This is a genomic window from Nocardia sp. NPDC050713, assembly GCF_040654315.1.
In the GTDB taxonomy this organism is placed as follows: domain Bacteria; phylum Actinomycetota; class Actinomycetes; order Mycobacteriales; family Mycobacteriaceae; genus Nocardia.
The window spans coordinates 199,669-223,854 of the sequence record NZ_JBFAHS010000013.1; the positions used below are offsets into that span (position 1 = coordinate 199,669).

Annotated in this window: 22 protein-coding genes and 1 riboswitch; of the genes, 12 read left to right on the forward strand and 10 right to left on the reverse strand. The window is 68.5% G+C overall.

Annotated elements, in window-relative coordinates; translation table 11 throughout:
* Positions 1-161 precede the first annotated feature (161 nt).
* Positions 162-289: riboswitch (TPP riboswitch) on the forward strand.
* Positions 281-1,918 (forward strand): phosphomethylpyrimidine synthase ThiC, encoded by a 1,638-nt coding sequence (gene thiC / locus AB0H49_RS23935; RefSeq protein ID WP_357254471.1) that lies wholly within the window; start codon positions 281-283, stop codon positions 1,916-1,918. Its footprint overlaps the riboswitch before it by 9 nt.
* A 139-nt stretch (positions 1,919-2,057) precedes the next feature.
* Here thiC and AB0H49_RS23940 read toward each other — a convergent pair whose 3' ends face one another.
* A complete protein-coding gene (locus AB0H49_RS23940; protein ID WP_354998686.1) occupies positions 2,058-2,612 on the reverse strand; it encodes a TetR/AcrR family transcriptional regulator in 555 nt (184 codons plus the stop codon).
* 34 nt (positions 2,613-2,646) lie between these two features.
* Between AB0H49_RS23940 and AB0H49_RS23945 the strand changes: the two genes are divergently transcribed.
* Positions 2,647-3,810 carry a KasA/KasB family beta-ketoacyl-ACP synthase gene (locus tag AB0H49_RS23945; RefSeq protein ID WP_357254571.1) on the forward strand — a complete coding sequence of 388 codons (1,164 nt, stop codon included), beginning with the start codon at positions 2,647-2,649 and terminating at the stop codon, positions 3,808-3,810.
* 276 nt (positions 3,811-4,086) lie between these two features.
* Positions 4,087-4,881, forward strand: a complete 795-nt coding sequence (locus tag AB0H49_RS23950; protein ID WP_357254473.1) for a thioesterase family protein — start codon at positions 4,087-4,089, stop codon at positions 4,879-4,881.
* Between the two features lie 189 nt (positions 4,882-5,070).
* Here AB0H49_RS23950 and AB0H49_RS23955 read toward each other — a convergent pair whose 3' ends face one another.
* Positions 5,071-5,736: a helix-turn-helix domain-containing protein gene (locus AB0H49_RS23955; protein ID WP_357254475.1), complete on the reverse strand. Its 666-nt coding sequence runs from the start codon at positions 5,734-5,736 to the stop codon at positions 5,071-5,073.
* Between the two features lie 89 nt (positions 5,737-5,825).
* Between AB0H49_RS23955 and AB0H49_RS23960 the strand changes: the two genes are divergently transcribed.
* The gene (locus AB0H49_RS23960) at positions 5,826-6,911 is read left to right on the forward strand and encodes an epoxide hydrolase family protein (protein ID WP_357254477.1); all 1,086 of its coding nucleotides are present in this window, start codon (positions 5,826-5,828) and stop codon (positions 6,909-6,911) included.
* A 218-nt stretch (positions 6,912-7,129) separates the two neighbouring features.
* Positions 7,130-7,753 carry an SDR family oxidoreductase gene (locus AB0H49_RS23965; RefSeq protein WP_354998681.1) on the forward strand — a complete coding sequence of 208 codons (624 nt, stop codon included), beginning with the start codon at positions 7,130-7,132 and terminating at the stop codon, positions 7,751-7,753.
* A 170-nt stretch (positions 7,754-7,923) separates the two neighbouring features.
* Here the strand turns inward: AB0H49_RS23965 and AB0H49_RS23970 are convergent, their stop codons facing one another.
* Complete coding sequence (locus AB0H49_RS23970) at positions 7,924-9,072, reverse strand: GTP-binding protein (RefSeq protein WP_357254480.1); 1,149 nt, start codon at positions 9,070-9,072, stop codon at positions 7,924-7,926.
* Between the two features lie 138 nt (positions 9,073-9,210).
* Here AB0H49_RS23970 and thiD point away from each other — a divergent pair, with 138 nt between their 5' ends.
* Entirely contained in the window at positions 9,211-10,056 is an 846-nt protein-coding gene (gene thiD / locus AB0H49_RS23975; protein ID WP_357254482.1) for a bifunctional hydroxymethylpyrimidine kinase/phosphomethylpyrimidine kinase, read from the forward strand.
* A 501-nt stretch (positions 10,057-10,557) separates the two neighbouring features.
* Here the strand turns inward: thiD and AB0H49_RS23980 are convergent.
* Together AB0H49_RS23980 and AB0H49_RS23985 are read right to left on the reverse strand one after the other, a co-directional pair.
* A complete protein-coding gene (locus AB0H49_RS23980) occupies positions 10,558-11,280 on the reverse strand; it encodes a TetR/AcrR family transcriptional regulator (protein WP_354999027.1) in 723 nt (240 codons plus the stop codon).
* Positions 11,281-11,304: 24 nt separating this feature from the next.
* A complete protein-coding gene (locus AB0H49_RS23985; RefSeq protein WP_357254484.1) occupies positions 11,305-11,631 on the reverse strand; it encodes a DUF4873 domain-containing protein in 327 nt (108 codons plus the stop codon).
* 212 nt (positions 11,632-11,843) lie between these two features.
* On the opposite strand from AB0H49_RS23985, the gene AB0H49_RS23990 reads away from it, so the two are divergent.
* The 6 genes from AB0H49_RS23990 (at position 11,844) to AB0H49_RS24015 (ending at position 18,262) form a co-directional block, all read left to right on the forward strand.
* Complete coding sequence (locus AB0H49_RS23990; RefSeq protein ID WP_357254486.1) at positions 11,844-12,797, forward strand: diiron oxygenase; 954 nt, start codon at positions 11,844-11,846, stop codon at positions 12,795-12,797.
* Entirely contained in the window at positions 12,794-13,786 is a 993-nt protein-coding gene (locus tag AB0H49_RS23995; RefSeq protein WP_357254487.1) for a diiron oxygenase, read from the forward strand. Before AB0H49_RS23990 ends, AB0H49_RS23995 begins: the two co-directional genes overlap by 4 nt.
* A gap of 19 nt (positions 13,787-13,805) precedes the next feature.
* A complete protein-coding gene (locus tag AB0H49_RS24000) occupies positions 13,806-15,371 on the forward strand; it encodes an NAD(P)/FAD-dependent oxidoreductase (RefSeq protein WP_357254489.1) in 1,566 nt (521 codons plus the stop codon).
* 12 nt (positions 15,372-15,383) lie between these two features.
* Positions 15,384-16,232, forward strand: a complete 849-nt coding sequence (locus tag AB0H49_RS24005) for an SDR family NAD(P)-dependent oxidoreductase (protein WP_357254491.1) — start codon at positions 15,384-15,386, stop codon at positions 16,230-16,232.
* An 8-nt stretch (positions 16,233-16,240) separates the two neighbouring features.
* Complete coding sequence (locus AB0H49_RS24010) at positions 16,241-17,284, forward strand: ferredoxin--NADP reductase (RefSeq protein WP_357254493.1); 1,044 nt, start codon at positions 16,241-16,243, stop codon at positions 17,282-17,284.
* 348 nt (positions 17,285-17,632) lie between these two features.
* Positions 17,633-18,262, forward strand: coding sequence for a class I SAM-dependent methyltransferase (locus tag AB0H49_RS24015; protein WP_357254495.1), 630 nt, complete (start codon positions 17,633-17,635; stop codon positions 18,260-18,262).
* A 220-nt stretch (positions 18,263-18,482) separates the two neighbouring features.
* Here the strand turns inward: AB0H49_RS24015 and AB0H49_RS24020 are convergent, their stop codons facing one another.
* From AB0H49_RS24020 to AB0H49_RS24040, 5 genes are all read right to left on the reverse strand, one after another.
* Complete coding sequence (locus AB0H49_RS24020; RefSeq protein ID WP_357254497.1) at positions 18,483-19,265, reverse strand: NAD(P)H-binding protein; 783 nt, start codon at positions 19,263-19,265, stop codon at positions 18,483-18,485.
* A 195-nt stretch (positions 19,266-19,460) separates the two neighbouring features.
* Complete coding sequence (locus AB0H49_RS24025; RefSeq protein WP_357254499.1) at positions 19,461-20,075, reverse strand: TetR/AcrR family transcriptional regulator; 615 nt, start codon at positions 20,073-20,075, stop codon at positions 19,461-19,463.
* A 4-nt stretch (positions 20,076-20,079) separates the two neighbouring features.
* Positions 20,080-20,862 carry an enoyl-CoA hydratase family protein gene (locus tag AB0H49_RS24030; RefSeq protein ID WP_354998669.1) on the reverse strand — a complete coding sequence of 261 codons (783 nt, stop codon included), beginning with the start codon at positions 20,860-20,862 and terminating at the stop codon, positions 20,080-20,082.
* A gap of 74 nt (positions 20,863-20,936) precedes the next feature.
* Complete coding sequence (locus tag AB0H49_RS24035) at positions 20,937-22,097, reverse strand: acyl-CoA dehydrogenase family protein (protein WP_357254501.1); 1,161 nt, start codon at positions 22,095-22,097, stop codon at positions 20,937-20,939.
* Complete coding sequence (locus AB0H49_RS24040; protein ID WP_357254503.1) at positions 22,097-24,181, reverse strand: biotin carboxylase N-terminal domain-containing protein; 2,085 nt, start codon at positions 24,179-24,181, stop codon at positions 22,097-22,099. The genes AB0H49_RS24035 and AB0H49_RS24040 overlap by 1 nt, the downstream gene beginning before the upstream one ends.
* Between the last annotated feature and the right edge of the window lie 5 nt (positions 24,182-24,186).

Sequence of the window (24,186 nt, forward strand, 5' to 3'; positions counted from 1 at the left end):
CCCGAGCGGAGGGCCTGGCCAGCCGGATCGACCATCTTCCGAGCCGAATCTCACTCGGCCCGATCTACCGAGGTGAGGCGCTGGCCTGCGCCCGCACGCGCGGGTTCGGGTCATCGCCGGGCGTGTCCATGCGGCGGGCGGGTATGGTCGGGCGGGAAATTTCACATCGCCAACGGGGGCTCGCACCAGCGGGCTGAGAGGACGGCTAGCCCTTACGGGGCGATCAGGGCCGTCGACCGTATGAACCTGACCGGGTAATGCCGGCGTAGGGAGGAGAAGCATGGCCACCGCCAACGGCGCCGCCGTCGACACCGTGACCACCGGGCCCATCGAGGGCAGCGTCAAGCACTACCAGGAAGTCGACGACCTGCGCATTCCGGTACGTCGTGTCAATCTGACGACCGGGGGGCATTTCGACGTCTACGACACCTCGGGCCCGTACACCGACGACAACGCGACCATCGACCTCGAGGCCGGGCTGCCCAAGCTGCGCGACACCTGGGCCAAGCCGCAGGTGGACGGCCCGCCGACCCAGCTGGCCTGGGCCCGGCAGGGCATCATCACGCCGGAGATGCGGTTCATCGCGGCGCGCGAGGGCGTCGAGCCCGAGCTGGTGCGCGACGAGGTCGCGGCCGGGCGCGCGGTGATCCCGGCCAACCACAAGCACCCGGAGCTGGAGCCGACGATCATCGGCAAGAAGTTCCTGGTGAAGATCAACGCCAATATCGGCAACTCGGCGGTGTCCTCCTCGATCGCGGAGGAGGTGGAGAAGATGGTGTGGGCCACCCGCTGGGGCGCGGACACCATCATGGATCTGTCCACCGGCAAGAACATCCACGAGACCCGCGAGTGGATCATGCGCAACTCCCCCGTCCCGGTCGGCACCGTGCCGATCTACCAGGCGCTGGAGAAGGTGAACGGCGATCCGACCCAGCTGACCTGGGAGATCTACCGCGACACCGTCATCGAACAGTGCGAGCAGGGCGTGGACTACATGACCGTGCACGCGGGCGTCCTGCTGCGCTACATCCCGCTGACGGCCAAGCGGGTCACCGGCATCGTCTCGCGCGGCGGGTCCATCATGGCCGCGTGGTGTCTGGCGCACCACCAGGAATCCTTCCTGTACACCCACTTCGAGGAGCTCTGCGAGATCCTGGCGAAGTACGACGTCACCTTCTCCCTCGGCGACGGCCTGCGCCCCGGCTCCATCGCGGACGCCAACGACGAGGCCCAGTTCGCCGAACTGCGCACCCTCGGCGAGCTGACGAAGATCGCGAAATCCCATGGCGTGCAGGTGATGATCGAGGGCCCCGGCCACGTGCCGATGCACAAGATCGTGGAGAACGTGCGGCTCGAGGAAGAACTGTGCGAGGAGGCGCCGTTCTACACCCTCGGCCCGCTGGCAACCGACATCGCGCCCGCCTACGACCACATCACCTCGGCCATCGGCGCCGCGATCATCGCCCAGGCGGGCACGGCCATGCTCTGCTACGTCACGCCGAAGGAGCACCTCGGCCTGCCCAACCGCGACGACGTCAAGGTCGGCGTGATCACCTACAAGATCGCCGCCCACGCCGCCGACCTGGCCAAGGGCCACCCGCACGCCCAGCAGCGCGACGACGAATTGTCCAAGGCGCGTTTCGAATTCCGCTGGCGCGACCAGTTCGCGCTCTCGCTCGACCCCGACACGGCGCGCGAGTACCACGACGAGACGCTGCCCGCGGAACCAGCGAAGACCGCGCACTTCTGTTCGATGTGCGGGCCGAAGTTCTGCTCGATGCGGATCTCCGCCGACGTGCGGGAGTACGCGGAGAAGAACAACTTGACGGATGTGGAGGCCATCGAGGCGGGGATGGCGGAGAAGTCCGCGGAGTTCGCCGGGGCGGGGAAGCAGGTCTACCTGCCGGTGGTTTCGTAGGGTTGCTGCGCGTCGGGTCGGCATCTGGAGACCTCCGCGGCGCACCCGGCCCACTCGCAGCGGGCGGCCATCCTCTCTTTGGAGAGGGTGGCCGCTTCGCTTTTTCGGCTTCTCGTAAAGCCGCTGGCCGCGCCCGAATCTAACGAACAGCGCTCTCGATAAGCCACCGAGCCGCCCTGTCGGTCCGCGCGACATCCCCGGTGATCACGCGATCCTGAAGTATCCCCCGCAATCCCGAAACAAGCACCGTCGCAACAACTTCCGCATCCTCCACGCCGAACCCACGCAACCCGTCCGCGAGCGCCGCGACGAAAGTGCCGATGGCGTCGGTGGCATACCCGGCGTACGGCCCGTCGGACGCACAAGCCGCGCCGAGCACTTGCAACATCACCTTCACACTGGTCGCCCCCGACCCAATGGTGTTGGCGCACCAAAAATCCCACAGCCGAGCGCGGAGGGCGGCGGCATCGGCGATGTCGGCGAAGAGCGCCCTGATGTCCGGGCGCTGGGTGGCGAGGGCTTGGACCAGCAGCTCTTCCTTGGTGTCGAAGTAGTAGATGAGCATGCGCGAGCTGGTGCCGAGTTCCGCGGCGAGGGGACGCAGGGAGAGTTCGGCGAGGCCGTGCGTGGCGATGTAGCCGACGACGCCGTCGAGGAGTTCGGCGCGTTTGGCGTGGTCGAGTGGGCGGGCCACCGCCTACGCGGCCACCACTTCACTCGCCGACGACATGGAAACCACCTGGTCGAGGCTGCTGCGAGGGGAGACGGGCATCGGCGTACTCGACGACGACTTCGTCGCCGAATACGACCTGCCGGTCCGCATCGGCGGCAAGTTGAAGGAGCATCCCGCCGCGCAGCTCACCCGGGTCGAACAGCGCAGGCACTCCTACGTCGAGCAGCTGGCGCTGGTCCTCGGCAGGCGGGTGTGGCAGTCGGCGGGCGCGCCGGAGGTCGAGGGCGAGCGGCTGGCGGTGGCCATCGGCACCGGACTCGGCGGCGGCGACGCGCTGATCGACGCGGTCGATGCCATGCGCGCGGGCGGTTATCGGAAGGTGTCGCCGATGTCGGTGCCGATGGTGATGCCGAACGGGCCCGCCGCGACGGTCGGGCTCGAAATCGGCGCCAAGGCAGGGGTATTCGCGCCGGTCTCGGCGTGCTCCTCGGGTTCCGAGGCGATCGCGCACGCCTGGCGGCTGATCCGCTCCGGAGAGGCCGACGTGGTGGTGACGGGAGGCGTCGAGGGCAACATCCACGCCGTGCCGATCGCCAGCTTCGCCATGATGCGCGCGATGAGCACCCGCAACGAGGAACCCGAACGCGCCTCGCGCCCCTTCGACCGGGACCGCGACGGCTTCGTCTTCGGCGAGGCGGGCGCGCTCATGGTGCTCGAATCCGAGCGGCACGCCAGGGCGCGCGGCGCCGAGATCCACGCTCGCGTGCTCGGCGCGGGCATCACCTCCGACGCCTTCCACATCGTCGCCTCCGACCCGGAGGGCATCGGCGCGGCCCGCGCCATGCGCAAGGCCATCGAGACCGCGGGCCTCGGGGTTTCGGACATCGCCCACGTCAACGCGCACGCCACCTCGACCCCGATCGGCGACGCCTCCGAGGCGAACGCCATCGCGGCCGTCACGCCGCACGCCTCGGTCTACGCCCCGAAATCCGCGCTCGGCCATTCCATCGGCGCGGTCGGCGCGCTCGAGTCCATCCTCACGGTCCTCGCCCTGCGCGACCAGATCATCCCGCCCACCCTCAACCTCGACAACCAGGCCCCTGACATCGACCTCGACATCGTCGCCGGCGCACCCCGCCGCCAACGAATCGACTACGCCGTCAACAACTCCTTCGGATTCGGCGGCCACAACGTGGCCCTCACCTTCGGACGGGCGTGAGCCACCCGCCCGGCGATCACGCCGGACGCGCGCCATCGCTGCGGCATGGGCGCATCTAGCCGCCGACTCCGGACACCGGCACGACCGCATCGAGCCGCCGTATCGGGACACCGGGCATCCCGCCGCCGCCCGACACTTCCGGTCGTCGGGTTGCCTCACGCACCTGCCACGAGCGTCGACCGGCCCGGTCCACCGCTACCCCGCGTGGCAGAATCGTTAACCGGACGAACTATTCGACAACCGGCAGTGCGGCCGGTCCGAGGGACGGACGATGACGTGAGTGATGCCTTCTACCTCCCGGATCCGGACGACCCGAAACGGTTCATCTCCACCGAGCTCACGCGTGGGCCGTGGTCGCCGGACGCGCAGCACGCGGGGCCTCCCTCGGCGTTGCTCGGGCACGTCATCGAGCGGTGTGAGCCGCGGGAGGGGTTCCAGGTCGGGCGGGTCGCGGTGGAGATCCTCGGACCTGTGCCGTTGCAGCCGCTGATCGCGGAGGCGCGGGTGACTCGGCCGGGACGCAGCGTCGAGTTGGTGGAGGCGACGCTCTCGACCGAGCGCGGTCCGGTCATGAAGGCCAATGCCTGGCGGTTCAAGCTTGCCGAGCCCGAACTTCCGCTGCCCGAGGAATTCCATCCGGTGGGCGCGCGGCCCGGTCCGGACCACGCGCCCGCACCAACGCCGTTCCCGGCAGCACAGGAGATCGGCTTCCACACCGCGATCGAATACCGTTTCGTCACAGGCGCTTTCGGCGAACCGGGCCCGGCGATCTGCTGGATTCGACTGAAGTATCCGATCGTCGCGGGCACCACGCCGAGCCCGCTGGAACGCACCCTGGCCGCCGCCGACTCGGGCAACGGCGTGAGCGCTGTCCTCGACTGGAACCGCTACCTCTTCATCAACACCGACCTCACCGTCACCCTGCACCGCCAGCCGGTGGGCGAATGGGTCTGTCTCGACGCGGTCACCTACCCCCAACCGCACGGCATCGGCCTCGCCGAATCGGCCCTCTTCGACGAGAAAGGCCCCCTCGGCCGCAGCACGCAGACTCTCTATCTCGGCGTGCGCTGAACTACGGCCGGGTGGAGATCTGCTGGATCGCCCAGCCGTTGCCGTCGGGGTTCGAGAAGAAGAGGAAGCCGACGTCGTCGAGGGGCGTCCAGTTCATGCCTGTCCCCTTCACCTCGCACGGATGGTTCGTTCCTACCAGTCCACATCCGGACTTCGCGCCCCATTCGCGCGCCTCGTCGCCGGGCAGGTTCACCGGGAGCGGGCCGCGTCAACCCGCGGTTGCCAGCGCCAGGCGAATTCACCAGGCTGCGGTGGTGGCCCAGGTAGCTCACCGTCGGCGGCGAGGCCCGCGATGAGAAGGGCGAGGGTGCGGCGGCGGAGCTGGGCGGTGCGTGCCTGGTCCGGCATGGTGATGGCCGCGCATGCCTCCAGGATCAGCCCGAGATCCAGCGGATTCACCTCCGCTCGCAGCCGTCCGGAAGCGTGGGCGCGGCGGATGAGTTCTTCGTTGACCTCGTCCGCGTGCACCACGTCGGGCAGCATCGCCTCGTCGGGGGTGAAGGTGCCCGCCAGGTGGACGGTGAGCGAGTGGACGTCGGCGTCGACCACGCGCTCCAAGAAGCCGACCAGCCCACGCCAGCCGTCCGAATCCTCCAGTGCCGCATCCGCTTCCGCGTTGTAGCGGCGCAATCCCTCGTGACAGAGGGTGCGCAGCAGCACCTCCTTGCTCGGGTAGCGGCGGTAGAGCGCGCTGATGCCGACGCCCGCGCGTTCGGCGACGGCGGCGATCGGCGCGTTGGCATCGGCGAGGAACACGGCCCGCGCCGCTTCCAAAATCAGACCGTCGTTGCGGGCGGCCTGCGCCTTGCGACCGGGCAGACCCTTGCGAGCTGGGACTTCGGATGTCTTCGGCATGAGTTCAGCCTAGCACTTGAAACGGAATAATCCGTTCTGCTACGGTTTGAACAGAACGAAGCATTCCGTTTCAGAACAAGGAGCCCCCGATGCCCGCCATCACCCCCTTCCGCATCGACATCCCGCAGGCCGAGCTCGACGACCTCCAGTCGCGGCTGGCCCGTACCCGATGGGCCGATCAGATCCCCGGCTCCGGCGAGACCTACGGCGTGAGCGTCGACCGCGTCCGCCACTTGGTCGACTACTGGCGCACCGGATTCGATTGGCGCGCAATCGAATCGAAGATCAACGCCCATCCACAGTTCACCACCGAGATCGACGGCCAGACCGTGCACTTCTTGCACGTGAAGTCCAAGCGGGACAACGCCTTTCCGCTGATCCTCAGTCACGGCTGGCCCGGCACCTTCATCGAATTCCTCGACATCGTCGCCCCGCTCACCGCTGCCGGGTTCGACCTGGTGATCCCGTCGGTGCCCGGCTACGGATTCTCGGGTCCGACAAAGGAATCCGGTTGGGACAACACCCGCATCGCCAAGGCGTGGGCGGAACTGATGAGCAGGCTCGGCTACAACCGCTACGGCGCGGTCGGCAACGACGGCGGCGCGCAGATCTCCGCCGAGATCGGCCGGGTGGATCCGGAACATGTTGTCGGCGTGCACGTCTCGCAGGTGTACTCGTTCCCGTCCGGCGATCCGGCCGAGCTGACCGACCTCACCGAGGAGGAGCAGCAGGCGCTCGCGACGCTGGAGTGGTTCGCGCAGAACAAGATGAGCTTCAACATCCTCCAGGCGCAGCAGCCGCAGACGCTGGCGCACGCGATCACCGATTCGCCGACCGGATTGGTCGGCTGGAACGCGCAGCTGCTCGGCCCCGAGCTGGACGACGAATTCGTGCTGACGAACATCGCGATCCACTGGTTCACCGGCACCGCGGGCTCGGCGATCCGGCAGTACTTCGAGAACGCCAAGGCGCCGCAGCCCGCCGAGCCGACCATGGTGCCGCTGGCGCTCTGCGGATCGACCGGCGATTTCCATGGCATCCGCCGCTTCGCGGACCGCGACCACAAGGCCATCGCGTCCTGGAAGACCCACGACGTGCACTCCCACTACCTGCACCACTCGGCGCCGGAGCTGATCGCGGGCGAGATCACCGAGTTCTTCGCGACGTATCGGTAGGTGCCATCGAGGTTCGCCGCCGGGTCGGGGCACATCGGTCCCGACCCGGCGGTGCGGTCGGCGGGCCGACTCGCGGCGCACATCCGACTCCGGGTGTGCGCCGCGGTGCGTGGACGTTCGCTTATGTCATCGAGAGTCACGGCCATGGTTCGTCTCGCTTCGCGTTGATGTACTGGATTCACCAACGGCACACCAGCTTTCACCGCAAGGAGAACACCATGAAAATCGCAGTCTTCGGAGCCACCGGCAGCGTCGGCCGACTGGTCGTCGAGCAGGCGCTCGAGCAGGGCCACGAGGTCACCGCGTTCACCCGCAACGCCGCGGGAGTCACCCAGCGGCACGAGCGGCTGCGCGTGGTGGAGGGCGACGTCTTCGACACGCACCAGGCCGAGAAGGCGGTCACCGGCCAGGACGCGGTGGTGATCGCGCTCGGCGACGGGCGCAAGGGTCTCGTTCGCTTCGGCGGAACCAAGGCGGTCGTGGAGGCGATGCAGCGCACCGGCGTGAAGCGGTTGATCTGCCAGAGCACACTGGGCATCGGCGACAGCCGCGACAATCTCAACTTCCTGTGGAAGCACCTGCTGTTCGGCATGTTGCTGCGCCGCGCCTACAACGACCACGTCAAGCAGGAGGAGTACGTGCGAGCGAGCGGCCTGGAGTGGACCATCGTGCGGCCGAGCGCGTTCACCGACGGGCCGCGGACCGGCAGTTACCGGCGGGCGTTCCCCGGATCCGAGCGCGGGCTCACGTTGAAGATCGCGCGGGCGGACATCGCCGAGTTCCTGCTGGAGCAGCTCACCGACTCGACCTATCTGTACCAGGCGCCGGGGATCTCGCACTGAACAGGCGCTGGCTTTGCGGGTGGTCGGCTGCCGCTACAGGTGGCAGACAGAAACAGCCGCCAGCCTGTCAACCTCCAACCACCATATGACTACCGTCGATAGAGAAATGGATTCCACGGTAGTCATATGGTGGCTTCTGACCGGACGCCCCCAGTCAACCGACGCACCGTTCACACATGCTCGTGCAACTCACCCCAAGCCGGGAACGGATCATCGAACGCACCCCAAACCTCAGCCCCAGCCGCATATTCCGCATCGGTCAGCAGCGCACCATCCAGCAACGCCCGAACCCGATCCCCATCCAACTTCACCCCGATGAAAACGATCTCCTGCCCCGCGGGAACTTCCATCGACGACCACCAAGCAGCAGGCTCGAAGCTCAGATTCGGCCCCGCCTGCGACCACACGGCCGCCAGTCCCGCACGGCTGGCGATCCAACAGAATCCCTTGCTGCGCAATACCCCTCGCAACTGTTCCAATGCCCCAGCCAACCGCGCCGGGTGAAACGGGCGCGAAGCGGTATAGGTGATACTCCGAATGCCGTACTCCTCGGTCTCCGGAACATGCCCGCCCGCAAGCTCTTCCGCCCACCCCTCAGCTTCCGCGGCAACCAGCGGGTTGTAGCGACCGGTACCGAGCACCTCACCGAGTTCCACCACTCCATGCGACGTGCGCAGCACCCGCGCACGCGGATTGAGCCGCCGCAGTGTGGCTTCCACAGTTCCCGCGGCATTCGCGCTCACCAGATCGGTCTTGTTGATCAACAGCACGTCGGCGAATTCCACCTGGTCGACAAGCAGATCGGCGATGGTGCGCTCGTCGCCCTCCCCCGCCTCCAGCTTTCGTTCCGCCAGCGCTTGGCCGCGCACCACCTCGGCGAGGAAGGTCGAGGCGTCCACCACCGTCACCATGGTGTCCAGCCGGGCGATGTCGCCGAGCCTGAAACCGTCCTCGAACTCCCAGTCGAAGGTCGCCGCGACCGGCATCGGCTCGGAGATGCCGGTCGATTCGATGACCAGCTGGTCGAAGCGCCCCTCGCGAGCCAGCCTGCCGACCGCCTCGATGAGGTCCTCGCGCAGTGTGCAGCAGATGCAGCCGTTGGTGAGTTCGACCAGTTTCTCCTCGGTGCGGTCCAGGTGTCCCTGGCCCGCGACCAGTGCGGCGTCGATGTTCACCTCGCTCATGTCGTTGACGATGACCGCGACCCGGCGGCCCTCGCGGTTGGCCAGGATGTGGTTGAGCAGCGTGGTCTTGCCCGCCCCGAGGAAGCCGGACAGCACGGTGACGGGCAGCGGATCGGTGCGCGATGAAGTGGTCACGGCCTAATGGTAATGGTTTTCATTTCTGGGACGCCATGCGTCCGGAAACCGCGAGATCCGCGCACCTCTGCCACTGCCCCAGCCATGCGCGAGGTTCTCGACGGACCCGCGTCCGACCGCGCCGGTTATGGTCGCCCTGTGAAACTGCTGCCCCTCCCCGCCGACGGACAGACCCCGGTCCGCGTCCTCACCATCGCAGGCACCGACTCCGGCGGCGGCGCCGGAATCCAGGCCGACTCGCGCACCATGGCGATGTGCGGTGTGCACGCGTGCGTCGCGGTCGCGGCGGTGACGGTGCAGAACTCGGTGGGCGTGAGCGGCTTCCACGAGATTCCGCCGCAGATCGTCGCCGATCAGGTGCGTTCGGTGGTCGGCGACATCGGCGTCGGCGCGGCGAAGACCGGCATGCTCGCCTCGACGGCCATCATCGAGGCGGTCGCGGGGGTCTGCCGCGAAGTCGGCATCGGGCGTGACGGCGAGATTCCGCTGGTCGTCGACCCCGTCGCGGCTTCCATGCACGGCGACGCGCTGCTGCACGCCGAGGCGCTGGACGCGGTGCGCCACACCCTGATTCCGCTGGCGACGATCGTGACGCCCAATCTCGACGAGGTCAGACTGATCACCGGGATCACGGTCACCGACCAGGCCGAGGCGCGACGCGCCGCCGAGGCCCTGCACGCGCTCGGCCCGCGCTGGGCGATCGTGAAGGGCGGACATATGCGCTCTTCCGACCTGAGCACAGACCTCCTCTTCGACGGCGAGAACTTCCACGAATTCCCCGCGCCGCGCATCACCACCGGCAACGACCACGGCGGCGGCGACACCCTCGCCGCGGCCATCGCGTGCGCCCTCGCGCACGGCTACCCGGTGCCCGAGGCGGTCGAGTTCGCCAAGGAATGGACACGCCGCTGCCTGGCCGCCTCCTACGATCTCGGCGCCGGCCACGGCCCGGTCTCTCCGCTGTGGCGGCTGCACTCCTCCTGAGATATTCCGCGAAGAACAGGCTGTCTCGCCTACCGATCCGGGCACCGAAACTTGTCGGTGGGCGGGTCCATACTGGGTATGTCGCGAACACGGTCGGCCTCAACGGCGCGGCTCGGCTGAGAACAACGGCGTTCGCAGTGGACGCGACAAGGCGTATCTCCGCACTCGCTCCGGCCATGCGCGGTCCGACGGACGGACTCCGTCCGGCAGCGCAAGTTATGCGTGTCCCGCATAGGCTCCGGCCATGCGCAGCCTGAGGACGGACTCGTCCAGCAGCGCATGTTGTGCGGACTTCCGCCTTCGCTCCGGCCATGCGCGGCATGACGACGTCCGGCAGCGCTGGCCTTACGCCCCCGTGCCGCCCTCGGGCGGCACCGCCGGGGCGAGACGCATGGTTGCGCCCAAAGGCGCTGAGTCGGTCGAAAGGCGCTGAGTCGGCCCAAAGGCGCTAGGTGGCCGAAGGCGCTCGGATTGCCGAAAGGCTCAGATCTTCGAAAAGGCTCAGATTTTCGAAAAGGCGCAGTGCAGAGGTAGATCGGCATTGATGACGATGCCGTTGAGGCGAGCGTTGGCCTCGGCGAGCGCCGAGACTATCTCGGCGATATAGGCGACGAACTTCTCGATCGGCATCGCGTTGGCCTGGAGCCGGTTCGCGCCGAGCCACCAGTCGGTGGCCGAGGCGACCGCGCCGAATATCGAATAGTTGACGAGCTCGATGCTGGCCACGTCGATCGACTCGTCCTCGACAAGCCCGGCGAACATCTCGGCGGCCCGCCGCGCCGACTGTCGCGCCGATTGCAGCGCCCGCTCGGACTCGTCGGCCTGCTGGGTGAAGTGACTGTGCAGCATGAAACGGAAGACGTTCGGGTGCTCGGTGACCACCAGCGCGTATTCCGCGGCCCCCCGCCGAACCAGTTCACGCGCCGAGTCGTTGCTCAGATCGATGCTGGAGATGATGCGTTCCCACAGCATGTCGCGCACCCGGTCGACGATCGCGTTGTAGAGGTCGGTCTTGTCCTCGAAGTGCCGGTACAGCTTCGGCTTCGCGGCGCCCGCCTCCTTGGCGATATCGCCCATGCTGACTTCCGGACCGAACTTGTCCAGCGCGCGGAACGCGGCGTCGACGAACTCGTCGCGCACCTTCACCCGGTGCGCGCGCCACCGCTCGGTCCGGGCGTCGACCCGTTTGGGCCGCGCCTGGTCGACTTCCCGGCGGCTGTGCATCACGAATCCGACCGTACCAATTCTTCACTCCACCTCGGTCAACTCGGTCGGCACCGGAAACGGAGGCGTGCTCTTTCCCGTTATCCGGAACCGCCGCCATGGATCGGGGTCGCCGACGTACCCGTCGCGGGCGCCGTGCTCGGTGCGGATGACGACCCTGGTGCGCGGCTCGTCACCGAGCGCGGCCGCGAGATCGTCGTTCGGACGAATCCGGCCGAACCACCGGTAGATGCCGTCGATCGGTTCCCGGTACCCGCGCAACTCGACCTGCACCGGAATCTCGCGGCCGTGCACGACGAGGGTTGCCGCGCCTAGATAGTCGGACCGCGCATGCGGACTGTCGCTGTTCATCTCGACTCCTCGGAACCCCACCTCACCTGGGCCGTTGACATCGAGTGAGACGTGGGACACACTCGTAAATGTACACGGAACCGGCGGTATTGGGTACTAGAAGTTCCGCATTCACGGTCCTCCTCTTTCCCGGTACCGCGTCTCCGACGCAGCGGTCCCAGCGCAGCACTCGAGCACAGCTGGCGACCCCGCACAGAGAGCTGGTGCGGACAATGACGTCCAGCCACAACCATGGCTTTCGGCCTGCCACCACGCCGTCCGGCGCGCAAGTGCGCCGCCGTCGCCACATCGGCGATCGGCAGAGCATCGCCCGACGGCTGCTTTTCGCGGGCGTCGCCGAAGCGGCCTACGACCCCGATCTCGACATCGACTGGGACGCGACGCCCGATCCGGCGCTGAATTGGCTTCCACCCGAACGTGTTTCGCTGTACGGCAGCGGGCTGTGGGAGCGGCTGAGCCCCGAGCAGCGACGCGAACTCGGCAAGCACGAGCTGGTCAGCATGCTCAGCGTCGGCATCTACGCGCAATCCATGCTGTCCATGTTGATGTTCCGCGACGTCATCGAAAGCCGCGATCCCGTCGACGATCAGACCAGGTTCACCCTCGCGGCGATTCACGACGAGAGCCGCAACTCCACGATGTACAGCAGGCTGATCAACGCCACCGGCCTGCCGCCCTATCGCCTGCCCCCGCCGCTGCGCGCGCTGACCAAGCTGACGCTGTGGATCCCCGACGGTCCCACCGCGCTCGGCTTCCGTCTGCTCGTCGAGGAGCTGGCGGCGCAACTGTTGCGCGACCTGACCACCGATCCGCACATCCAGCCGCACCTACGCCAGCTCGCGCTGCTGCACGCCGCGTCCAGCGCGCGACACGTCGAGGCGACGCGCGCGGAATTGTTGCGCGCCATCGACTCTCGCGGACCGATTCGCGCCACGTTGCACCGCTGGGCATTGAGCGCCGTGACCGCCGTCGCCTACGCGGCGCTCGTGCATCCGGCCGTGTACCGCGCCGTCGGACTTCACCCTCTCGTGGGCGCGGCGGCCGCGCTGACCACCGGCGCCTACCGGAGCAACGCACGCGCCGCGACCGCGACCGTGCGCGACTTCCTCCGCGAAACGCACCACCCGGGCGTTCGCTCGACCAGGAACAGGAGAGCGGTGCGATGACCACCGAGACCCCCGGACCCATCGTCACCACCGCGGGCGCATCGACGGTGCGCCGCAAGACGGTCGGCGATCGACAGAAGACCGCCCGGCGGCTGCTGCGCTCCTCCGCCGAACGCGCCTACGACGGCGAGCTCGACATCGATTGGGACGCACCGATCGAGCCCGGCAAGCACTGGATACCCGAACACCGGCAGTCGCTGTACGGCACCGCGCTGTGGGAACGGCTCACCCCCGAGCAGCGCACCGAGCTCGGCCTGCACGAGCTGGTGAGCGTGCTCAGTTTCGGCATCCTCGCCGAGGCCGGACTGAGCACGATGCTGTTGCGCACGGTGCTGGAGAGCGAGCGGCTGGTGGACGACCACACCCGCTACGCGCTGGCCGAAATCGGCGAGGAGACACGGCATTCCACCATGTTCAGCCGCCTGGTGAACCTCACCGGCCTGCGGCCGTACCTGCTGCCGAAGACCGGGCGCAAGCTCGGCCGCCTCGTCGCGTTCATCCCGCTCGGTCCCTCGTCCTACGCGGGCACCCTGCTGATCGAGGAGATCCTGGACCGGTTGCAGCGCGAGGCGATGAACGATCCGGACCTGCAACCCCATGTGCGCCAACTGATGAAGATCCACGTACTGGAGGAAGCGCGCCACATCACCTACGCCCGCGAGGAATTGGTGCGCGCCATCGGGGAGCGCGGCAAGGTGTCCAACGCCTTCCACCGGCTGGTTTTCGCGGTGATGGTGCTGGGCGTGTACCCCGTGTTGATCAATCCGCGCGTGTACCGGTCGGTTGGCATCGATCCGCTCCGTGGCTTCGTCGCCGCCTTCACCTCGCCGAATTTCCGGGTGAACGCGACCTTCGCCGGCGAACCGCTGCTGCGTTTCGCGCACGAGGTGGGCATGCTCGACGGCGCCGTGACACGGCGGCTGTACCGCGTCTCGCGGAGCGTGCCGCAAAACATCCTCGACGAACTCGAGCGCCGCGCGGCGGCGTGATCCGATCGGAGGTGACGCGATGGCAGCGCGATCCTCGACCCCGGTGCACACCGGGGTGCTGATCATCGGCAGCGGGTTCTCCGGTCTCGGCATGGGGATCGCGCTGGACAAGGCGGGGCTCGGCGACTACCTGATCGTGGAGAAGGCCGACGAGATCGGCGGCACCTGGCGCGACAACACCTATCCGGGTTGTGCCTGCGACGTGCCGACACACCTGTACTCCTATTCCTTCGAGCCACGGTCGAATTGGCGCCGGTTGTTCTCCGATCAGCCCGAGATCTTCGGTTACCTGAAGGAAGTCGTCGCCAAGTACGGGCTGCGTGCGCGAATCCGGTTCGGCCAGCACATGGTCCGCGGCCACTGGAACGAGGACGAACGGCGCTGGCACGCCTTCAGCGCCGACGGCCGCGAGTACGTCGCGCGGTTCATCGTCTCGGCCATCGGCGCGCTGCACATTCCGAGCATTCCGGAATTCCCCGGCCGAACCGAATTCACCGGCGCCGCTTTTCATTCCGCGCAGTGGGACCACGATGTCGATCTGCGCGGCAAGCGGGTGGCGGTGATCGGGACCGGCGCGAGCGCAATCCAGTTCGTGCCGGAGATCATCGACGAAGTCGGCGCTCTGACGGTCTTCCAGCGCACCGCGCCGTGGGTGCTGCCGCGCGCCGACGTGGTCTTCTCCGAGCGTTTCCGCACCGCGCTGCGGCGGGTGCCCGGACTGCGCTTCGCGCTGCGCAACGGCATCTACTGGGGCGCGGAGGTCGCCGCCTACGCGATGACGCGCAGACCCGACCTGCTGAAGACGGTGGAATGGGTCGGTCGACGGCACATCGCGCGCCAGATCGACGATCCCGCGCTGCGCGCCGCGGTGACGCCGGACTATCGGGCCGGCTGCAAACGGCTGCTCGGCTCGGACACCTACTATCCGGCGCTCGCCGACCCGAAGACGACCGTGGTCACCGACCGCATCGACCATCTCACCGCCGCGGGCATCGTCACCGCCGACGGCGTCGAGCACCCGGCCGACGTGATCGTCTACGGCACCGGCTTCCACGTCATCGACTCGTTCACCAACTTGTCGATCACCGGCCGCGACGGCGTCGATCTCGGCGCGCGATGGACCGTCGAAGGCGTGCAGGCGCACCGCGGCATCACCGTCGCCGACATGCCCAACGCCTTCTTCCTACTCGGTCCGAACACCGGTCTCGGCCACAACTCGATCATCTTCATGATCGAGTCGCAGATCCACTACGTGCTCGACGCGATCCGGCAGGTGCGGGCGCGCGGGGCGGTGGCGCTGGCGCCACGGCGGGCGGCGCAGGACCGCTACAACGCCGAACTCCAGCGCAAGCTGGCCCGTTCGGTGTGGAACACCGGCGGCTGCCGCAGCTGGTACCTGGACGAGCACGGCAACAACCGCACGCTGTGGTCCGGTTTCACCTGGGAGTACTGGTTGCGGACGAGGCGGTTGCGTCCGGACGAATACGAGTTCATCGGGCCACCGCCGAGCGCGCCGGTGCGATCGACCGTCGTGCTGGAAAACCTTCCGTCCCAAACCTTTCCGACCACGCTCACAGGCAACTGACAGGGGGCTCCCGTGCGCCACTTCGACAACAAGGTCGCCGTCGTCACGGGCGCGGGCTCCGGCATCGGCCGGGCGCTCGCGCTGGAGCTGGCGCGCAACGGCAGTCGCCTCGCACTGTCCGACATCGACACCGGCGCGGTCGCCGACACCGCAGGTCGCTGCGAAAAGCTCGGCGCCACCGCCATTCCGTACCAGCTGGACGTGGCGCAGCGAGCCGCCGTCTACGCGCACGCCGAGGACGTGCGCGCGGAGTTCGGCGGCGTCGACCTGGTGATCAACAACGCCGGTGTCGCGCTGAGCGCCGACGTCCTCGACATGGACTGGGACGATTTCGACTGGCTGATGAACATCGACTTCTGGGGCGTCGCGCACGGCACCAAGGCCTTTTTGCCCGACCTGATCGCCTCCGGCGACGGGCACGTGGTCAATGTGTCCTCGGTCTTCGGCTTGATGGGCATTCCGTCGCAAAGCGCCTACAACGCCGCGAAATTCGCTGTTCGCGGCTTCACCGAGGCGCTGCGGCAGGAGATGCGCATCGCCGGGCACCCGGTCGGGGTCACCTGCGTGCATCCCGGCGGCGTCTCGACCGATATCGCCGTCAACGCCCGCGGCATTCCGAACGGGATCGATCGGGAGACGGTGCGCCGCGGCTTCGGGCTGATCACCATGACCAGCCCGGAAGCCGCGGCCAAGATCATCCTGCGCGGCGTGCGCAAGAACAAGGCGCGGGTGCTGATCGGGCCGGACGCGCGCGGCTTCGACCTGGTGCCGCGGCTTCTCGGGCCGCACTACGCGGATCTCGGCGTACCGCTGTACCGGCTGGGCAAGCGGGCCGCGCGCCGTTTCGGCATCGAACTGTAGGAGGGGCGATGGCGCAGTCCAATTCGCACGTGCACACCCTGGAAGTGGTGGAGGTGATCAAGGAGACAGACGCGGCGATCTCGCTGGTCTTCGAGGTTCCCGACGCGCTGGTCCCCCGATTCCGTTACCACCCTGGGCAATTCCTGACGCTGGAGGTGCCGAGCGAGCGCACCGGATCGGTCGCGCGCTGCTATTCGCTTTCCAGCTCACCGCATCTGGACGACGACGCCATCGTGACGGTGAAGCGTACGCCCGGCGGCTACGCGTCGAACTGGCTGTGCGACAACGCTTCCGTCGGCATGCGGTTGCGCGTGCTCGCGCCGTCCGGGGTGTTCGTGCCGAAGTCGCTGGACGCCGATCTGCTCCTGCTCGCCGCGGGCAGCGGCATCACACCGATCATGTCCATCGCGAAATCGGCGCTGATCGCGGGTTCCGGCACGGTGCTGCTGGTCTACGCCAACGACGACGCGGGCGCGGTGATCTTCGGCGCGGAACTCGAGGAGATGGCGGTCGAGTTCCCGGATCGGTTCACCGTGGTGCACTGGCTGGTGGACGAGCGCGGCCTGCCGACGGTGTCCGGGCTGCGCGAGCTGTTCACGCCCTACCCGCGCTACGACGCGTTCCTCTGCGGCCCAGCGCCTTTCATGGCGACGGGCACCGCGGCGCTGCGGGCGATCGGCATGCCCGAGTCGCACATCCACCACGAGAAGTTCCAGTCGCTGACCGGCGACCCGTTCGCGGACATCGAACTCTCTGGCGCGGACGCCGAATCGGGCGCGGCCACCGCCACGGTGACCCTCGACGGACACACGCTGGAGCTGTCATGGCCGCGCTCTCGCACGCTGCTCGACGTGCTGCTCGCCAACGGCTACGACGCGTCGTTCTCCTGCCGGGCGGGCGAGTGCAGCGCGTGCGCCTGCACGGTCCGCGCGGGCGAGGTGCGGATGCTGCGCAACGAGACGCTCGTCGACGCCGACCTCGCCCTCGGTCTGACGCTTGCCTGCCAAGCCCTTCCCGTCTCCGACCACGTCCGCATCGACTTCGATCAGTGACGGGGGCGGGTGTGCCTGCTCATGGTGTGGTTCTCTGCGCGAATGCCTGCCAACGGAAAGAAACGGCCTGCTGGTGCGCCGTCCCCGCACAGGAGCAGGTGCCTGTGACTGTTTGCCGAATCGGCGGGGGCGGGTGTGCCTGCTCATGGTGTGGTTCTCTGCGCGAATACCTGCCAACGGAAATCACACGGCCTGCTGGTGCGCCGTCTCCGCACAAGTGCGCCCGCCAGGGACCGTTGCCGGATTGGCAAGGAAACTGGCGTGGGGTCGAGGACTGAGCGCACCATGCCCTGTGCGGGTTTTCCGCTCGACAAGCACCGGGCATACGCAGGTCAGGAAGGGTGTTCGATGACCGAAACCACCGCTCAGGAGTACTGGGAAGACTTCTACCGCGAGCGCGAGCGGGTCTGGACCGGCAAACCGAACGCGTTGCTTGTCCGCGAAGCCGCCGACCTCGCGCCGGGCACCGCGCTCGATCTCGGCTGCGGTGAGGGCGGGGACGCCCTCTGGCTGGCCGAGCGCGGCTGGCGGGTGCATGCCGTCGACGTCTCGACCATCGCGTTGGCGCGCGGCGCCGAGCACGCCGCGGCCGCGGGCGTCGCCGATCGCATCACCTGGGCGCGGCACGATCTCGCGCACTCCTTCCCCGAGGGCTCCTACGATCTCGTTTCGGCGCAATTCCTGCACTCGCCGGTCGCCGGGGACGGCGAACGCGACAAGATTTTGCGGCACGCCGCCGATGCCGTCGCCCCGGGCGGCACGCTGCTGATCGTGGCGCACGCGGGCTGGCCGACCTGGATGGTCGAGCCGCCGTTCTTCGAATTCCCCACCATCCCGGGCACTCTCGCCGCTCTGGCGCTCTCGCCCGAGGATTGGCGGGTCGAAACCGAGGACGTCGTCGAGCGCGAATGGGTCGGGCCCGAGGGGCAGGAAGGCCGTAGGGAGGACACGGTGCTGCGTATCCGCCGCCTGCGTTAGGCGTACCTCAGCCTTCGCTCCGGTCATGCGCGGTCTGAGGACGGACTGAGTCCGGCAGCATCGTCCGGGCGTACCGGCGCCTTGCTCCACCGCCGAGCGGACACGGTCCAAGGAACCTCACAGCCCGGTCCGACGGAGCTCCACCGCCGACCGCGGAGCCGTTGCCGAAACAAGGACGCGCACCGACTCTTTCGTAAGCCGGTGCGCGTCTGTTCAGCGCTCAGTTCGCGGTGGGGTAGTTCGCGTCGACCCACTCCGCGAAGGTCGGGCCCGCCAGCGTGGCATGCGAGCCGGGCAGCAGAGCGCCGTTCTCGAACTGGTCCCGGTCCAGGTTGGCCGGGTCGCTGACCTCCTGCACCTGGATCGCGTCGCCACGCCGTGCGGCGAGCACCGCGGCCGCGCCCGCCATGGTCTCCGGCCGGGGCCCGGCGATCTCCGGGAACGGTCCGTCGGTCCGCGCAGGAGCCGGGCTCACCGCCATCTCGACGAGCTTCTCGGCGACCGCGCGGGCGGCCACCAGCTGGGTGCGCATCTTCGGCAGGTAGGCCACGTCGCCCTGAATTCCCCACTGCGTCATCACCTCGACCAGCTCGTGGAACTGCGCGGCCCGCAGGATCTGCACCGGCAGCGGACCCTTGGCGAGCTCCTGCTCGTGCACCAATTTGGCGGCGTTGTAGCCCGCGACGCTGTCGTCGATGCCGATGATGGACACCACGACCAGCCGCTCTACCCCCGCCTTGCTGCCCGCCTCGTGCAGGTTGCGCGCGGCAGCGGTGAAGAACTCGGTGGCGATGTCCTTGTCCGCGGAGGGCGTGCTCGAGGCATCGATCACCACATCCACCCCGGCCAGCGCCTCGACCAGGCCCGCGCCGGTCTCGATGTCCACGCCGTTGGCGCGGGAGAAGGCCACCACCTCGTGGCCCTGCTCGTTCAGCACGTCGACCACGTGGCGGCCGAGGCGTCCGGTGGCTCCGGCGACGGCGATCTTCTTGCTGGCGTTCATGTCCTGCTCCTTCTGCTGCGCTGCGGTGTTCCGCGTTCACAGAGGGGACGAAGCAGGTCGGGCGAGTGTGACATCGGGACGAACGCGCAGGTCGACGGCAGTCCTCGGGTGAATCCAGCGCCGCGCCACGCGGAGCCGCACGGCACGCGACCGCACGGCACGCGCTTCGACGGCCGCGATCCGTGCCGGAGAGATTCAGCGCGGCGCGGTGAGCGCCGAATGCAGTGTCGCCGACCACTGCTGGACGATCTCCTTGCGCCGGGCCGAGTCGTCGGTGAGGACGTCGGCGAGGCCGAGACCGCGGGCCAGGTCGAGCGTGGCCTGCACCAAGTGGTGCGCGACGGGATCGGAGTCGTCGACGCCGAGCGCCTCGACGGCCCTGCGGTGCGCGACGCGGCCGAACTTCGCCTCCAACGGCACGATACGTTCGCGCAGCACCGGGTCGGCGGCCGCGTGCGTCCACACCTGCAACGCCGCCTTGAACAGCGGCGAGGTGTAGGACTCGACGAGGCCCGCCACGACGGCCTGGGTCCGGCCCGCGCCCTCGGCCACTCCGGCGATCGTCACCGCCTCCGCCTTGGCCTGGTCCATGCGGGTGTCGAACATGTACTCCAGCGCGCCCGTGATCAGGTCTTCCCTGGTCGGGAAGTGGTGCTGAGCCGCACCGCGCGACACCCCCGCCCGTTCGGCGACCACCGCGACCGTCGCGGCGGCCCAGCCCATCTCGGCCAGGCAGTCGATGGTCGCCTCGAGCAGGCGCTGCCTCGTCGCTCGGCTGCGGTCCTGCTTGGGTTCGTGGGGTGTCGCCATGGCGCTATTCTGCCCAGCTCGGTGCGCGCCGCTGTAGGAAGGCCAGCATGCCCTCGTGCACCTCCGGCGTGCCGAAGAAACTCGCCGAACGCCGCGCCAGTTCTTCGGCCGAGGCGTCGAACCCGGCGAGGATGTCCGCGTTGACCAGACGCTTCGCCTCGGCCAGACCTTGCGGCGACCCCTTGCGCAGCTCGCCGATCAACCGCGCGACCTCGGCGGCCGGGTCCTCGGCCGTGACCGTCACCAGCCCGATCTCGGTGGCGACGTCGGCGCCGAACTTCTCGCCGGTCAGGTAGTAGCGGCTCGCGGCGCGCGGGCTCAGCCGCGGCAGCAGGGTGAGCGAGATCATGAACGGCGCCAACCCGATTCGCACTTCCGTGAGCGCGAAAGAGCTGCCCGGTCCCGCCACCACCAGGTCGCAGGCCGCGACGATGCCCATGCCGCCCGCGCGCACGTTGCCGTCGATCTGCGCGATCACCGGCTTGGGCACCTCCACCAGCTTGCGCAGCACGCCGATCATCACGCGGGTGCGCTGGTCGGCGGCCACCGCGGGGTCGGCGTCGCTGGCCTCGCTGAGATCCGCGCCCGCGCAGAAGGTGTTGCCGGTGTGCGTGAGCACGATGCCGCGCACCGCGGGGTCGGCGGCCGCGTCGTCCAGGCCGCGCAACAGCTCGGTGACCAGCCGCGAGGACAGCGCGTTGCGGTTGTGCGGTGAGTCGAAGGTGAGGACCGCGAAGCCGTCGCGGATCTCGTAGCGAACGAGCGGCGCGGTGGAAGTGTCGGTCATCGGGTCTCCTCTTGGTTCGTCGATCCGGTGATTCCGCCCCGGCACTTTCGATGGCCGGGGCGAAATCGGCTGCGTCAGTACGACTTCGGCAGACCCAGCGAGAACTGGGCGACGAAGTTGAGCACCATCTCGCGGCTGACCGGCGCGATCCGGCCGATGCGAGACGCGGCGAGCATGGCCGCCAGACCGTAGTCCGCGGTGAGGCCAGCGCCGCCGTGCGTCTGGATCGCCTGATCGAGCGCCTTGATGCTGGCCTCGGCCGCCGCGTACTTGGCCATGTTCGCGGCCTCGGCCGCGCCCATCTCCTCGCCCGCGTCGTAGAGGGTCGCGGCCTTCTGCATCATCAGCTTGGCCATTTCCAGCTCGATCTTCACCTGGGCCAGCGGATGCGAAATGCCCTGGTGCGCACCGATCGGCGTCTTCCACACCGTGCGCTCCTTGGCGTATTCCACGGCGCGATCGATGGCGTAGCGGCCGAGGCCGACGGCCATCGCGGCGCCCATGATGCGCTCCGGGTTGAGGCCCGCGAACAGCTGCATCAGCGCGGCGTCCTCCTTGCCGACCAGGGCGTCGAAGGGCAGGCGGACGTCGTCGAGGAACAGGTTGTACTGGTGGTCCGGCTCGATGATGTCCATCTCCTGCGGCACCTTGGTGAAGCCGGGCGCGTCGGTGGGCACGATGAACAGGGCGGGCTTGAGCTTGCCGGTCTTGTGGTCCTCGGTGCGCGAGACGATCAGCACCGCCTCGGCCTGGTCCACGCCGGAGATGAAGATCTTGCGGCCGTTGAGGATCCAGTCGTCACCGTCGCGGCGGGCGGTGGTGGTGATCTGGTGCGAGTTCGACCCGGCGTCGGGCTCGGTGATGCCGAAGACCATCTTGCCGGTGCCGTCGGCGAGCTTGGGCAGCCAGTGCTGCTTCTGTTCGTCGGTGCCGTACTTGGTGATGATGGTGCCGCAGATGGCCGGGGACACCACCATCAGCAGCAGCCCCGCGCCCTGCGCGGACAGCTCCTCCATCACCAGCGCAAGCTCGTACATGCCCGCGCCACCGCCGCCGTACTCCTCCGGCAGGTTCACGCCGAGGAAGCCGAGTTTGCCCGCCTCGTCCCACAATTCGGTGAGCGGCTCGTTCTTGCGCGCCCTGGGCAGCACGTAGTCGCGGTAGGTGTACTTGGCGGCGAGCGCGGCCACCGCGGCCCGCAGCTGCTTGCGCTCGTCGGATTCGATGAAGGACATCATTGCTCCTGGTTCTCGTTGACCGCGTCGTCGGGATCCACGACGGCAAGGACGGCGCCGATGTCGACCTGCTGGCCGACGGTGACATTGAGCGCGCTCAGCACACCCGCGGTGGGCGCGGCGATGGTGTGCTCCATCTTCATCGCCTCCAGCCACAGGATGGGCTGACCGGCGTCCACCCGGCTGCCGAGCTCGGCGCCGAGCCGGATCACGCTGCCCGGCATGGGCGCGAGCAGCGAACCGGTGGCCACCTGGTCGGCCGGATCGCTGAAGCGCGGCAGTCTGCGCGCGCTCACCGGGCCGAGCGGGGAGTCGACGCAGACCAGGTCGCCGTAGCGCGCGACGGTGAACACCCGCCGCACCGGACCGCGTTCGCCCGGCACGTTCAGCACCACTCGCTCGGGGCTCAGCTCCACCAGATCGACGCCCTCGTGGCCGTCCACCACCACACCGTCGCGGGTGAACCGGTAGCCGACCTCGTGCACGCCACTGGTACGACTCTCGTAGGACTTGCGCTGCGACTGCGAGGGCAGGTTACGCCAGCCGCTCGGCAGCCCGCCGCCGACCCGCGCCGCCGCGCGGTTGGCAGCGGCATCCGCGAGGGCTGCGGCGACGAGGGACAGCGCCTCGTCGGACTCCCACGCCAAAGGTTCGGCGAGCGAATCCAATCCGTGCGTCTCGAAGAACGCGGTGTCGGTGTCGCCCGCCAGGAAAGCGGGGTGGCGCAGCACCCGCACCAGCAGATCGCGGTTCGTCACCAGACCGTGGATGCGGGCCCGCTGCAATGCCGAGGCGAGCAGACGCGCTGCCTCCGTGCGGGTCTCGGCGTAGGAGATGACCTTGGACAGCATCGGGTCGTAGTGCACGCCGACGACCGAACCGTCGACGACACCCGTGTCCAGGCGCACGCCCGGACGGTCGAGCAGATCGAATTCCGCGGTGACCGAAGGGATCTCGAGTCGGTGCACGGTGCCGCTCTGCGGCTGCCAGTCGTGTGCGGGATCCTCGGCGTAGAGCCGGACCTCGATGGAGTGCCCGCGCATGGCGGGCGGTTCGGCGGGCAGCGCCGCGCCGGAGGCCACTTCCAGTTGCAGGCGAACGAGATCCAGCCCCGTCGTGCATTCGGTGACCGGATGCTCCACCTGGAGACGGGTATTCATCTCCAGGAAGAAGAAGTCGCCCTGCTCGTCGGCGAGGAATTCGACGGTGCCCGCGCCCGTGTAACCGATGGCGCCCGCGGCGAGCCGGGCTGCTTCGAACAGCCGATCCCGCATGCTCTGCGCGCCTGCCACGCGCGCGGGCCCTGCGTGGTCACCCTCCGCTACCGCCTCCGGGCCTGACGCACGCATGGCGTCGACGCGCTCGACCAGCGGCGAGGGCGCCTCCTCGACAACCTTCTGGTGACGCCGCTGGATGGAGCACTCGCGCTCGCCGACCGACCAGATCGTGCCGTGCGTATCGGCCATGACCTGGACCTCGATGTGCCTGCCCGTCTCGAGGTACCGCTCGCAGAACACCGTCGGGTCGCCGAACGCCGACTCGGCCTCGCGCCGGGCCGCCGCGATCTGCGGTTCCAGGTCGGCAAGTTCGCGCACCACCCGCATGCCGCGTCCGCCGCCACCGGCGGACGCCTTGATCAGCACCGGCAGGTGCGCCTCGGTGACCTCGGCCGGGTCCAGCTCGGCGAGCACCGGCACGCCCGCGGCGTCCATCATCTTCTTGGACGCGACCTTCGAGCCCATCTGTTCGATGGCCTCGATCGGCGGTCCGATCCAGACCAGACCAGCCGCCTGCACGGCGCGCGCGAATTCGGCGTTCTCCGAAAGGAATCCGTAGCCGGGGTGGATGGCGTCGGCGCCTGCCGACAGCGCGGCCTCGACGATCAACTCGCCGCGCAGATAGGTCTCGCCGGGTGTATTGCCGGGCAGGCGGACCGCGGCGTCGGCCTCGCCGACGTGCGGTGCCGCGGCGTCCGCATCGGAGTACACCGCGACGGTGCCCAAGCCCATCCGCCGACAGGTGGCGAAGACGCGTCGGGCGATCTCGCCGCGATTGGCGACGAGTACAGTCGAGATTTCGTTCACGGCTG